The sequence below is a fragment of the Janibacter sp. HTCC2649 genome (assembly GCF_000152705.1).
Classification (GTDB): Bacteria; Actinomycetota; Actinomycetes; order Actinomycetales; family Dermatophilaceae; genus Knoellia.
Genome location: NZ_CH672413.1, coordinates 882,434 through 894,934, shown reverse-complemented (window position 1 = coordinate 894,934; position 12,501 = coordinate 882,434). Strand labels below are relative to the sequence as shown.

13 protein-coding genes are annotated in these 12,501 nt (G+C 68.8%); 10 read left to right on the top strand and 3 right to left on the bottom strand.

Going from position 1 to position 12,501, the window contains the following annotated elements; all coding sequences use genetic code 11:
- Positions 1-18 precede the first annotated feature (18 nt).
- From argC to JNB_RS04250, 9 genes are read left to right on the top strand one after another with little or no spacing between them, the layout of a single operon-like run.
- Positions 19-1,062, top strand: coding sequence for an N-acetyl-gamma-glutamyl-phosphate reductase (argC, locus tag JNB_RS04290; protein ID WP_040883591.1), 1,044 nt, complete (start codon positions 19-21; stop codon positions 1,060-1,062).
- Positions 1,063-1,067: 5 nt separating this feature from the next.
- Positions 1,068-1,475 carry an ACT domain-containing protein gene (locus JNB_RS04285; protein ID WP_148232563.1) on the top strand — a complete coding sequence of 136 codons (408 nt, stop codon included), beginning with the start codon at positions 1,068-1,070 and terminating at the stop codon, positions 1,473-1,475.
- On the top strand, positions 1,472-2,623 hold the full coding sequence (argJ, locus tag JNB_RS04280) for a bifunctional glutamate N-acetyltransferase/amino-acid acetyltransferase ArgJ (RefSeq protein WP_009775183.1): 1,152 nt from the start codon (positions 1,472-1,474) through the stop codon (positions 2,621-2,623). Before JNB_RS04285 ends, argJ begins: the two co-directional genes overlap by 4 nt.
- 10 nt (positions 2,624-2,633) lie before the next feature.
- Positions 2,634-3,518 (top strand): acetylglutamate kinase, encoded by an 885-nt coding sequence (gene argB / locus JNB_RS04275; protein ID WP_009775182.1) that lies wholly within the window; start codon positions 2,634-2,636, stop codon positions 3,516-3,518.
- A gap of 58 nt (positions 3,519-3,576) precedes the next feature.
- Positions 3,577-4,791, top strand: coding sequence for an acetylornithine transaminase (locus tag JNB_RS04270; RefSeq protein ID WP_009775181.1), 1,215 nt, complete (start codon positions 3,577-3,579; stop codon positions 4,789-4,791).
- Entirely contained in the window at positions 4,788-5,744 is a 957-nt protein-coding gene (gene argF / locus JNB_RS04265) for an ornithine carbamoyltransferase (protein WP_009775180.1), read from the top strand. The genes JNB_RS04270 and argF overlap by 4 nt, the downstream gene beginning before the upstream one ends.
- Positions 5,741-6,244, top strand: coding sequence for a hypothetical protein (locus JNB_RS04260; RefSeq protein WP_009775179.1), 504 nt, complete (start codon positions 5,741-5,743; stop codon positions 6,242-6,244). The genes argF and JNB_RS04260 overlap by 4 nt, the downstream gene beginning before the upstream one ends.
- Positions 6,241-7,689 (top strand): argininosuccinate lyase, encoded by a 1,449-nt coding sequence (argH, locus tag JNB_RS04255; RefSeq protein ID WP_009775178.1) that lies wholly within the window; start codon positions 6,241-6,243, stop codon positions 7,687-7,689. The genes JNB_RS04260 and argH overlap by 4 nt, the downstream gene beginning before the upstream one ends.
- Positions 7,686-8,318, top strand: a complete 633-nt coding sequence (locus JNB_RS04250; protein ID WP_009775177.1) for a DNA-3-methyladenine glycosylase — start codon at positions 7,686-7,688, stop codon at positions 8,316-8,318. The genes argH and JNB_RS04250 overlap by 4 nt, the downstream gene beginning before the upstream one ends.
- Here JNB_RS04250 and JNB_RS04245 read toward each other — a convergent pair.
- From JNB_RS04245 to JNB_RS04235, 3 genes are read right to left on the bottom strand one after another with little or no spacing between them, the layout of a single operon-like run.
- The gene (locus JNB_RS04245; RefSeq protein WP_009775176.1) at positions 8,296-9,312 is read right to left on the bottom strand and encodes an adenosine deaminase; all 1,017 of its coding nucleotides are present in this window, start codon (positions 9,310-9,312) and stop codon (positions 8,296-8,298) included. The genes JNB_RS04250 and JNB_RS04245 overlap by 23 nt on opposite strands.
- 17 nt (positions 9,313-9,329) lie before the next feature.
- The gene (locus JNB_RS04240; protein ID WP_009775175.1) at positions 9,330-10,094 is read right to left on the bottom strand and encodes a metallophosphoesterase; all 765 of its coding nucleotides are present in this window, start codon (positions 10,092-10,094) and stop codon (positions 9,330-9,332) included.
- Between the two features lie 12 nt (positions 10,095-10,106).
- Positions 10,107-11,006 (bottom strand): aminoglycoside phosphotransferase family protein, encoded by a 900-nt coding sequence (locus JNB_RS04235; RefSeq protein WP_009775174.1) that lies wholly within the window; start codon positions 11,004-11,006, stop codon positions 10,107-10,109.
- 64 nt (positions 11,007-11,070) lie between these two features.
- Between JNB_RS04235 and tyrS the strand changes: the two genes are divergently transcribed.
- Positions 11,071-12,330 carry a tyrosine--tRNA ligase gene (gene tyrS / locus JNB_RS04230; RefSeq protein ID WP_009775173.1) on the top strand — a complete coding sequence of 420 codons (1,260 nt, stop codon included), beginning with the start codon at positions 11,071-11,073 and terminating at the stop codon, positions 12,328-12,330.
- Positions 12,331-12,501 lie beyond the last annotated feature (171 nt).

Sequence of the window (12,501 nt, the reverse complement as noted above, 5' to 3'; positions counted from 1 at the left end):
GCATGCAAGACTATGCACATGGTGAGCGTCGCAGTTGCTGGTGCGAGCGGCTATGCCGGAGGCGAGGCCCTCCGCTGGTTGCTGCAGCACCCCGAAGTCTCGATCGGTGCCGTCACTGCTGGTGGCAACGCCGGCTCGCGCCTGGGTGACATCCACCCCCATCTCTTCGGACTCGCTGACCGCGTCCTCGACGAGACGACGGCCGAGGTCCTCGCTGGGCACGACGTCGTCGTGCTCGCCCTCCCTCACGGCCACTCGGCCGCTGTGGCCGAGGCGCTCGGCGACGACACCGTGGTCATCGACTGCGGTGCCGACTTCCGGCTGCGCAGCGAGTCGGCCTGGAGCACCTTCTACGACACTCCGTATGCCGGGTCGTGGGCCTACGGCCTGCCCGAGCTGGCCCTGCCCGGTGGTGGCGCAGGACGCGATGCCCTCGCTGGCCAGAACCGGATCGCCGTGCCTGGTTGCTACCCCACGGCTGTGTCATTGGCTCTGGCACCGGGCTTCGCCGCCGGCGTGGTGCAGACCGACGACGTCGTCGTCGTCGCTGCCTCGGGAACCTCCGGCGCGGGCAAGTCCCTCAGGCCGCACCTGCTCGGCTCCGAGGTGATGGGCTCCATGTCGCCCTACGGCGTCGGGGGAGGGCACCGCCACACGCCCGAGATCGAGCAGAACCTCGGCGCTGCTGCGGGCTCACCGGTCACCGTGTCCTTCACGCCGACCTTGGCCCCGATGCCGCGCGGCATCCTCGCAACCTGCACGGCCAAGGTCTCACCCGGCACCACGGCAGCCGACGTCCGCGAAGCCTGGCACGCGGCATACGCAGAAGAGACCTTCGTGCACCTGCTCGAGCCCGGCTCCTGGCCGACCACCGCCCACGTGATCGGTAGCAACCACGTCACGGTCCAGATCGCCCTCGACGAGCGGGCCGGTCGCGTCATCGCCGTCGCCGCCATCGACAACCTCGCCAAGGGCACCGCCGGAGCCGCAGTGCAGTGCCTCAACCTCGCCGTCGGCCTCCCTGAGTCGACCGGCCTTCTCGGATCGGGGGTGGCGCCGTGAGCGCCATGCCAATGCACCTCATGACCCACCCCGAGTCGCTCGCGATCGCACGACTCGAGCCTGGTGAGGACCCCACCTGGGAGTGGGCGGCGGGCCCTTTCGCGTCGCTGACCCGTTCACCTCTGGAGACGTCGATCGTCTGCCTCGCCGATCGCGTTCCCGCTGGTGTCCTGACCGAAGGGCCCTTCCGGGCTGTCGAGGTCGCCGGACCGCTGGCCTTTGACGCGGTGGGCGTGATGGCGGGGATCCTCACCCCGCTCGTGCCCGCCGGCATCAGCGTCCTGGCCCTGTCCACGTATGACACCGACTGGATCCTTGTCCCCGAGGGTGAGATCGACACGGCCGGCGAGATCTGGCGCAAGGCCGGTCTGATCGTGACGACGACCGTGCTCACGGGTCGGAGCGGATCATGAGCGTCACTGCGGCACAGGGATTCCGCGCCGCTGGCGCCACGGCTGGTCTCAAGGCATCGGGCTCGAGCGACGTGGCCCTGGTCGTCAATGACGGCCCGGACCACCATGCAGCAGCCGTCTTCACGTCCAACCGGGTCGAAGCTGCCCCCGTCACCTGGTCCCGCCAGGTCGTGAGCGACGGGCGAGCCGACGCCGTCTTCCTCAACTCCGGTGGCGCCAACGCCTGCACGGGACCCCAGGGCTTCCAGGACACGCACCGCACGGCCGAGATCGTCGCCGACGCCTTGTCGTGCAGCGCCATGGACGTCGTCGTCTGCTCCACGGGGCTCATCGGTGAGTTCCTGCCCATGGACAAGATCGAGAAGGGTGTCGGCCTCACCGCGGTCGCACTCGGCCGGGATGGTGGTCTCGACGCTGCCCGCGCCATCATGACCACGGATTCAGTCCACAAGGTCGCAACGACGACCGGTGCCGGCTGGACGGTTGGCGGCATGGCCAAGGGCGCCGGGATGCTCGCGCCCGGACTCGCGACCATGCTCTGCGTCATCACCACTGACGCCGTGACGGACTCGGCAGCACTCGACGAGGCTCTTCGTGCCGCGACGGCGGTGACGTTCGACCGGGTCGACTCCGACGGGTGCATGTCGACCAATGACACGGTGCTGCTCATGGCGTCGGGGGCCTCCCAGGTCACCGTCAGCGCGGCCGACCTCACCGCTGCGGTGACGGACGTCTGTGCCTCCCTCGCCCGACAGCTCATCGCCGACGCCGAGGGTGCCAGCCACGACATCGCCGTCGAGGTGCGCACTGCCGCAACGGAGTCCGACGCTGTTGACGTCGCGCGCTCGGTCACCCGGAGCAACCTGTTCAAGGCCGCCATCTTCGGCAAGGACCCCAACTGGGGCCGTGTCCTCGCCGCTGTGGGCACCACGCGGGCGCAGTTCGACCCGACGACGCTCGACGTCGCCATCAACGGTGTCCAGGTGTGTCGGGCGGCCGGGATCGGGGACGACCGGGACCTCGTGGACCTCGAACCGCGTGAGGTGCGCGTCGTCATCGACCTGCACGCAGGCGATGCCACGGCCACGGTGTGGACCAACGACCTGACGCACGACTACGTCCACGAGAACTCTGCCTACAGCTCATGAGGATGCCCCGGTGACCGACGAACTGACCAAGCTCAAGGCGAGCACTCTCGTCGAGGCGTTGCCCTGGCTCGAGCGCTTCCGTGGAGCCCTCGTCGTCATCAAGTACGGCGGCAACGCCATGATCGACGACGAGCTCAAGCTCGCCTTCGCCCAGGACATCGCCTTCCTCCGCTATGCCGGCCTGCGCCCCGTCGTCGTGCACGGTGGCGGTCCGCAGATCAAGGCCATGCTCGACCGCCTCGGACTCGAGAGCGAGTTCAAGGGGGGCCTGCGGGTCACCACCCCCGAGGTCATGGACGTCGTGCGCATGGTGCTCACCGGCCAGGTCGGTCGTGAGCTCGTCGGCCTGCTTAACCAGCACGGACCGCTTGCCGTCGGCCTCTCGGGCGAGGACGGTGCACTCTTCGGCGCTCGCCGCCGCGGCGTTGTCATCGACGGTGTGGAGGAGGACCTCGGTCTGGTCGGTGACGTCGTCTCGGTCAACATCCAGTCGGTCATGGACCTGCTCGACGTCGGCCGGATCCCGGTGGTGTCGACCATCGCCCCCGACCTCGACCACGAAGGACAGGTGCTCAACGTCAACGCGGACACCGCGGCGGCCGCTCTGGCGGTCGCGCTCGGGGCGCGCAAGTTCGTCGTCCTGACGGACGTCGAGGGCGTGTATGCCGCGTGGCCGGACCGGTCCTCGCTCCTCTCGACCCTGCCCCTCAGCCAGGCACGAGAGCTCGTCAAGACCGTCGATGCCGGGATGATCCCCAAGCTCGAAGCCTGCATCCGGGCCGTCGCCGAAGGCGTGCCCCAGGCGCACGTCATCGACGGCCGAGAACCCCACTCGCTGCTGCTCGAGGTCTTCACCTCCGACGGCATCGGCACCCTCATCGAGGAGGACTCATGAACGCACCCCACGAAGTTTTCCCCCGCTTCGCTCCTCCAATACTTCGCAGGGACCCCGCATGAGCAACCACGACAGCAACGAGTCACAGCAGGCGGTCCTCGACCGCTACGCCCGCTCACTCATCACGGTCTTCGGTGTGCCACAGCTCGTCCTCGAGCGAGGTGACGGTGCCTGGGTGTGGGACACCGACGGCAAGCGCTATCTCGACCTCGTTGGTGGCATCGCTGTGAATGCGTTGGGGCACAACCACCCGGCGCTGGTCGCCGCCGTCTCCAAGCAGGTCGGCGAGATGGCCCACATCTCGAACTTCTACACATCGCGCGTCCAGGTCGAGCTCGCCGAGCGGATCCTCGGGATCGCCGAGGCGCCCGAGGGTTCCGGCGTCTTCTTCGCGAACTCCGGTGCAGAGGCCATCGAGGCGGCCATCAAGCTGTCCCGTCGCACCGGTCGCACCGGCATCGTCGCAGCCGAGGGTGCCTTCCACGGACGCACCACCGGTGCTCTGGCGCTCACCCACAAGGCGGCCTACCGCGAGCCGTTCGCCCCGCTCATCCCCGACGTGTCGCACGTTCCCTACAACGACATCGAGGCCCTGCGGTCCGCAGTCACCGCGGACACCGCGGCCGTTGTGCTCGAGCCCATCCAGGGTGAGGCAGGAGCGATCGTCGCGGACCCGGCATACCTGCGGGCAGCTCGCGAGATCACCACAGCGGCAGGCGCACTGCTCATCATCGACGAGGTGCAGACCGGAGTCGGTCGCACCGGCGACTGGTTCGGTTTCCAGAGCAGCGGCATCGTTCCTGACGCCATCACGCTCGCCAAGGGCCTGGGCGGCGGCCTGCCCATCGGCGCCCTCGTCACCTTCGGCCCGAACGTGACCGGTTTGCTCACGGCAGGGCAGCACGGCTCGACCTTCGGCGGCAACCCGCTCGTGGCCGCTGCCGGTCTCAGCGTGCTCGCCACCATCGAGGCAGACGGACTGCTCGACCACGTGACCGCCATGGGGGAGCACCTCGTGGACGCTGTCGAGGCACTGAGCCACCCCGACATCGAGGGCGTGCGCGGGCGGGGTCTGCTGCGCGCGATCGTCCTCCGCTCCGACCTTTCTGCAGCCGTGGCAGCGGCCGGACGCGAGGCCGGATTCCTCATCAATCCCGTTGCGCCCAACGCCATTCGCCTTGTCCCGCCGCTCGTCGTCACCGGCGACGAGCTCGACCTGTTCGTCGCCGCGCTGCCGGCGCTCATCGCCACCGCCAAGGAGCCGAAACCATGACCACAACCGTCCGGCACTTCCTCCGGGACGACGACGTCACGCCCGAGGAGCAGGCCGAGATCCTCGACCGCGCCGCCGCCATCAAGGCGCGGCCCTTCAGCGATCGCTCCCTCGAAGGGCCCGAGGTCGTCGCCGTCCTCTTCGACAAGCAGACCCTGCGCACCCAGGTCTCCTTCGCCGGCGCGATCGCCCACCTCGGCGGCTTCCCCCTCGTCATCGACGGCAAGCTCGCCCAGGTCGGCGTCCGCGAGACCATCGCCGACGTCGCCCGCGTCCTGACCCGCGAGTCGCGCGCCATCGTGTGGCGGACCTATGGGCAGGAGCGCATCGAGGAGATGGCCGCCCACTCCAGCGTGCCGGTCATCAACGCGCTCACCGATGAGTTCCACCCGTGCCAGATCCTCGCCGACCTCCTGACGATCAAGGAGCACAAGGGGACACTGGCCGGTCTCACGTTTGCCTACGTCGGTGACGGCGCCAACAACATGAGCCACAGCTATCTCCTCGGCATGGCGATGTCCGGACTCCACGTGCGCATCGGAACGCCTCTCGACTACCAGCCGCACGCCTCTGTCCTCGCCCGTGCCACCGAGATCGCGGCTTCGCAGGGCGGATCGATCACCATCGTCGAGGACCCGGCCGAGGCCGTCACGGGTGCTGATGTCGTGGCAACCGACACCTGGGTCTCGATGGGTTTCGAGAAGGAGAAGGAGTCGCGTCAGGGTTCCGCCAGCCCCTTCACGGCCTACGCGGTGAGCGCCGAGCTGCTCGCCAAGGCCAAGCCGGACGCGATCTTCCTGCACTGTTTGCCCGCCTATCGCGGCTTCGAGGTGGATGCCTCGGTGATCGACGGCCCGCAGTCGGTGGTCTGGGACGAGTCCGAGAACCGGCTCCACGCCCAGAAGGCCGTCCTGTCCTGGCTCGTCGAGAAGTCGGGAGGAGGTCGCCGATGACCGTCTCCGGCACACGCACGGCACGCCAGCAGCGCATCGTCGAGATCCTGTCGAGCCGCTCGGTGCGTTCGCAGACCGAGCTCCTCGAAATCCTGGGCGAGGACGGCATCGATGTCACCCAGGCGACCCTCTCGCGCGACCTCGTCGACGTCGGCGCCGAGAAGGTTCGGGTCGGCAAGTTCCTGGTGTATGCCGTGCCCGGAGAGGGCGGTGACCGCACCGTCCGCGTCGCCCTCGACGGTCAGGAGACGACGAACCGCCTGGCCCAGCGCTGCCACGAGCTCCTCGTGTCGGCGGAGGTGTCGGCCAACCTCGTCGTCCTGCGCACGCCCCCGGGGGCCGCGAACTTCCTCGCCTCGGCGATCGACCACACGACCGTGCCGGGCATCGTCGGCACCATCGCCGGGGATGACACGATCATGGTGATCACGACAGGCACCGCGGCCTCTCGCAAGGTCGCCTCCCGCCTCATGGCCTACACCCGCAAGGAGAACGTGTGAGTTCGACGGACGTCAACCAGCCCCAGCCCGGCCTGAGCCTGTGGGGAGGTCGCTTCACCGGCGGCCCGGCCGACGCCCTGGCGGAGCTGTCGCGTTCGACGCACTTCGACTGGCGACTGGCCCTGCACGACATCGCCGGCTCACGGGCCCACGCCCGGGTGCTCCACTCTGCCGGCCTCCTGGCTGACGCCGACCTGGCCGCGATGCTTGCGGCACTCGAGCAGCTCGCGACCGATGTCGAGTCCGGAACCTTCGTGCCGGCTCCCGGTGACGAGGACGTCCACACCGCTCTGGAGCGTGGCCTCATCGAGCGCGCCGGGGCTGACGTCGGGGGACGCCTGCGCGCAGGTCGCTCACGCAATGACCAGGTCGCGACGCTCGTGCGCATGTATCTGCGTGAGCACGCCCGAACGGTCGCCGGTCTGGTGCTCGACGTCGTCGACGCCCTCATCGCCCAGGCCCAGCGTCACCCCACCGTGGCCATGCCCGGCCGCACGCACCTTCAGCACGCCCAGCCCGTGCTGCTGGCCCATCACCTGCTCGCACACGCGTGGCCGCTGCTGCGTGACGTCGACCGTCTGCGCGACTGGGACGCCCGCGCCGGGCTCAGCCCCTATGGCTCCGGTGCCCTTGCCGGCAGCTCCTTGGGGCTCGACCCCGAAGCGGTTGCCGCGGACCTCGGCTTCACCGCCGCCGTCGAGAACTCCATCGACGGAACGGCCGCCCGCGACGTCGTCGCCGAGTTCGCCTTCGTCACGGCGATGGTGTCCATCGACCTCTCGCGTTTTGCCGAGGAGGTCATCCTCTGGGCGACCAAGGAGTTCGGTTTCGTCACGCTCGACGACTCCTACTCCACAGGGTCAAGCATCATGCCGCAGAAGAAGAACCCCGACGTCGCGGAGCTTGCGCGAGGCAAGGCCGGGCGGCTCGTCGGCAACCTCGCGGGGCTGCTCACGACCCTCAAGGGGCTGCCGCTCGCCTACAACCGTGACCTCCAGGAGGACAAGGAGCCGGTCTTCGACTCCATCGACACCCTCGAGGTCCTCCTTCCGGCCTTCAGCGGGATGGTCGACACCTTGGTCTTCAACACCGAGCGCCTCGAATCCCTTGCACCCCAGGGCTTTTCGCTCGCCACCGACATCGCCGAGTGGCTGGTCCGCGAAGGCGTCGCTTTCCGCATCGCCCACGAGGTCGCGGGGGAGTGCGTGCGGGTGTGCGAGGGCCGGGGCATCGAGCTGTGGGACCTCACCGACGAGGACCTAGCGGGCATCTCGGAGCACCTCACGCCCGCGGTCCGCGAAGTGCTGACCGTCGAGGGCTCGCTCGCGTCCCGCGATGCCAAGGGCGGGACGGCGCCGGTGCGGGTGGCCGAACAGGTGACTCGGGCAGCGGCCCACCGCGACGAGGCCCGTACCTGGGCGGCGAGCCAGCCCACCATCCGGTGACCCGCCTGCCGAGAGGGTTCTTCGCGCGTCCCGTCCTCGACGTGTCGCGTGACCTCCTCGGCGCGCACCTCACGCACGGCGGCGTCACCGTGCGCATCACCGAGACCGAGGCGTATGCCGGTGACAGAGATCCGGGCTCCCATGCGTTTCGTGGACGGACACCTCGCACGGCACCGATGTTCGGCCCGGCCGGCGTCACCTACGTCTACTTCACCTACGGCATGCACTGGATGCTCTGCCTCGTGGCCGGTCAAACCGGCACGGCCGAAGCGGTCCTCGTGCGTGCCGGGGAGGTCATCGACGGACACGGGATCGCCTCGGCGCGACGAATGGGCATCCGGGAGCGCGACTGGTGTCGCGGTCCCGCACGACTCGCAACGACCTTGGGACTCGACGGGTCGCACACCGGTCGGGACTTCTGCCGGCCACCGTTGGGCGAGGTGCCGCTCATCGGTCTCTCCATCTCACCCGGCGACCCTGTCGAGGACGCACAGGTGCAGACCGGACCACGCGTGGGGGTGAGCGGTCCGGGTGGCGACGGAACGGCATACCCCTGGCGGTTCTGGATCGAGGCAGAGCCGACGGTCAGTGCCTACCGTCCCGGTGTCATCCGCCGACGTACTCGGTGATCTCCGTACGAACGCGGCGCTTCACGTCGTCGGGCGCATAGCTCGCCTCGACCGCGGCCAGGGCGAGGTCGCCCAGTCCGCGCTCGTCGAGGTCGAGCAGGTCTGCGGCGATCTCGTACTCACGGTTGAGGGTCGTGCCGAACATCGGCGGGTCGTCGCTGTTCACCGTGATGAGGACTCCGGCGTCGCGCAGTGCCCGGATCGGGTGATCCTCGAGACGCTCGACGCAGCGGGTTGCGATGTTGGACGTCGGGCACACCTCGAGGGGGATCCGATCGGCGACGAGCCGCTCGACGAGGCGCGGGTCGTCGATGGAGCGGATGCCGTGGCCGATGCGCTCGGCTCCCAGGGCGTCGAGCGCGTCCCACACGGACTGCGCGTCGGTCGACTCGCCGGCGTGGGGGAGTGAGCGCAGCCCGGCGGCCCGGGCGCGGTCGAAGTGAGGTTTGAACTGCGGTCGGGGGACCTCGGGTCCACCCAGACCGAAGCCGATGAGCGACTGCGGACCGTGGTCGAGCGCGTAGGACAGCGTGGCGTCGGCGGAGTCGAGCCCGGCCTCGCCGGGGATGTCGTAGATCCACTGCAGGACGATGCCGTGGTCGCGTTCGGCGGCGCGCCGGGCGTCCTCGATGGCCTCGGTGTAGTCCTCGATCGAGATGCCCATCCGCACACTGGTGAAGGGCGTCATCGTCAGCTCCGCGTAGCGAACCTGCTGCGCCGCAAGCCCTTCGGCCACTTCGTAGGTCAGGAGATGGATGTCCTCGGGCGTGCGCAGCAGCCCCACGACGGCCAGGTACACGTCGATGAAGTGGTCGAAGTCCGAGAACGTGTAGAAGTCGCGCAGTGCCTCGATGCCCTGTGGCACACCGGCATCCGGGTGCCGCTGCGCCAACCGCGCGACGGTCTCGGGCTGCGCCGACCCCACGTGGTGGACGTGCAGCTCTGCCTTCGGCAGTCCTGCGATGAATTCCGTGTATGCCGTCCGCTCACCCATGCGCCGAAGTCTGCCAGTCAGGCAGTGGGGGAGGTACCGACCCTCGGCGTGAAGGCGGCAAGGGCGTCGAGGTCGCTGTTGCGCGAGCGGACGTACTCGTCTGCCCACGCCGCCCGGTCGGGGTAGCCGGACTCGGCGACGATTCGGGCGCACACGGCGTCGAGGTCGATCTCGGTGTGACGCAACGAGACCTGACCGCGGTCGAGAAGGGCCCACGCGCCGCCGGCTCGGCCGTAGGGCATGCCAATGCTTCCCGGGTTGATCACGGTGCGACGGTCGACCAGTCGCACGAACGGCATGTGGGTGTGGCCGCACACGATCGTCTGCACGGTGTCCGGAACGATGGAGAGGGCGTTCTGCCAGGCGGTTGGCGGCGAGTCGACGAGCACGACCTCGTCGTCGTCGCGTGGGGACCCGTGGCAGAACAGAACCTCCCCGAATCCCGCGATGTCGATGGTCACTGGGTGGGGGAGCGCGGACAGGACGGCGATCTGGTCCTCCCGCAGGGCGTGGGCCGCCCACAAGGCCTCGGGATGCGGGCTGTCGTCGCCCGAGCGGATGGCCACGGCCTCGCGATCGGCGTTCCCGCGGACCAGCACGACACGTCCGTCGAGTGCCGTGAGGGCATCGAGTGTCTCGACGGGCATCGGCCCAGCCGTGTGATCGCCGGTGACGACGATGAGGTCTGCACTCGCGACGTCCGGCTCGGCGAGGACGGCCTCGAGCACGGGCAGGACCCCATGCACATCGGACAGCACTGCCACGCGTTGCACGTTGACCATGGGCGCAGTCTTTCAGTCCGCCAGGGCCTCGGCCACGGCTCGCGCACCCAGCGGAGCCAGAGCATGGCCACGAGGGGCGTAGACCCAGTCGGCGAGGAGTCCCTGGGACGCGGCGAAGGCACGGCCCCAGGCCCATGACACGTCGTCCACCTCGAGGAGTTCACGGAAGCGCTCGCGACCGGATCGGTCGAGAACCCACCATGCAGGCGTGAGGTCCCACGCGGCATACCCCGTGGTCAACGTGCCGAAGTCGAGCAACCCGCTGAGGCGACCGTTGCGCACGACGAGATTGCCGGGAATGAGGTCGCCGTGCAGGAGGACGGGCTCCGGCGCTGGCGCACCGGCGTCGAGGGCGGCCTCCATGAGTCCCATGACCGGGGTGGGGTCGAGAGGACCTGACATGGGATCTGTCTGCCCGTGCAAGGCCTCGACCCTGCACCGCACGTGGCCGCCGCGCTGACCCTGAGGCAATTCATGGGGCGCGAATTCGCGCAGGTCGACGGCACGCAATGACGCGACCAGCTCGGCAAGGACGTCGGCCCAGGATGACGGGACGTCTCCCGCGAGGACCCGTGCCGAGGCGTCCTCGCCGCTCACCCATCGGTTGATGGTCCACGTGTGCGGGTAGTCCAAGCTGGGCGCACCTACGTGCTCGATGACGGGCATCTCGAGGTCGACGCCGTCGCGCAGCCGCGGCAGCCAGTCGATCTCCTTGCGCAGCCCGGCCTCGGAAGAGGCGTCTCGAGGCACCCTCACGAGCAACTCGTCGCCGAGGCGGTAGGTCGTGTGCTCGGTGCCAGAGGTCGTCATGGCTCGTAGAGGCAGATGACCCCACTGTGGACACTGCTGTGCCACGAACGATCCGACGGTGTCGAGATCCACGGGGGTCTCGCCCTCGAACAGTGTCGGCATGAGCCCATCCCACACGTCGACGTGCTGCGCCGTCCACCGAGTTCACCGTGGCAGGCTGACGCCTGTGAATGACATCCTTGCTGAACTGCAGTGGCGCGGCCTCGTGTCGCAGACCACCGACGAAGGCGCTCTGCGCGACGCCCTGACGAGCGGACCCATCACCGCGTACTGCGGGTTCGACCCGACGGCGCCCTCGCTGCACTTCGGCAACCTGGTGCAGCTCATCGTCATGCGACACCTCCAAAGAGCAGGCCACAAGGTCATCTGCCTCGTGGGTGGCTCGACCGGTCTCATCGGTGACCCGCGGCCCAGCGCCGAACGCGTCCTCAAGACCAAGGAGCAGACCGCCGAGTGGGTGGCCGGGATCCAGCAGCAGGTGCAGCCCTTCCTCGACTTCGAGGGGGACAACGCCGCGATCATGGTCAACAACCTCGACTGGACGGCGCCGCTGTCGGCGCTCGACTTCCTGCGCGACATCGGCAAGCACTTCCGCGTCAACCAGATGGTCAAGAAGGACGCCGTCGCGGCGCGGCTGAACTCGGACGAGGGCATCTCCTACACGGAGTTCAGCTACCAGATCCTCCAGGGGCTCGACTTCCTCGAGCTCTACCGCGCGCACGGGTGCACCTTGCAGACCGGTGGGCAGGACCAGTGGGGCAACCTCACCGCCGGCTCCGACCTCATCCACAAGGTCGAGGGGGACTCGGTTCACCTGCTCACCACGCCGCTCGTCACCGACTCCGCCGGCAACAAGTTCGGCAAGAGCGAGGGCAACGCGGTCTGGTTGTCGTCCGAGATGACCAGCCCGTACGCCTTCTACCAGTACTGGCTCAACGTCGAGGATGCCTCGGTGATCAAGCTCGTCCGGATCTTCACCGACCGCAACCAGGACGAGATCGCCGAGCTCGAACGCCAGGTGAGTGAGGAACCCTTCCGTCGCGCCGCGCAGCGTGCGCTCGCAGCCGACGTGACGACCCTGGTGCATGGTGCCGGGGCCACGGCGTCGGTCCAGGCGGCGTCCGAGGCACTCTTCGGCAAGGGCGATCTCGCGGCACTCGACCTTCGGACGCTTCAGGACGCGACGGCGGAGCTGCCCGGGGGAGAGGTGTCTTCCGGGATGACCATGACGGACGCCCTGGTGGCGGTTGGGCTCGTCGACTCCCGCAACGCCGCACGCCGTGCCATCGGTGACGGCGGAGCCTCCGTGAACGGTGAGAAGGTCACCGATCCCGAGTTCACGCTCGCTGACGAGCACTTCCTCCACGGCACCGTGGCGATCCTTCGCCGTGGCCGCAAGTCCATGGCTGCCGCACGCAAGGTCTAGAACCGCTGTGGCACAGGGCTTTTCGGTATGCCGTGTGCTCCAGGTGGTCGTTTCGGGTGGCCGATTTGGTGTTGGGGGAGAACGTCCTCTAATGTTCTCGATGTCAGCCCGAGAGGGAGGAACGGACACCACCGCGTGGGGCCTTGTGCCACACACGAAGTAGGCCGGTCC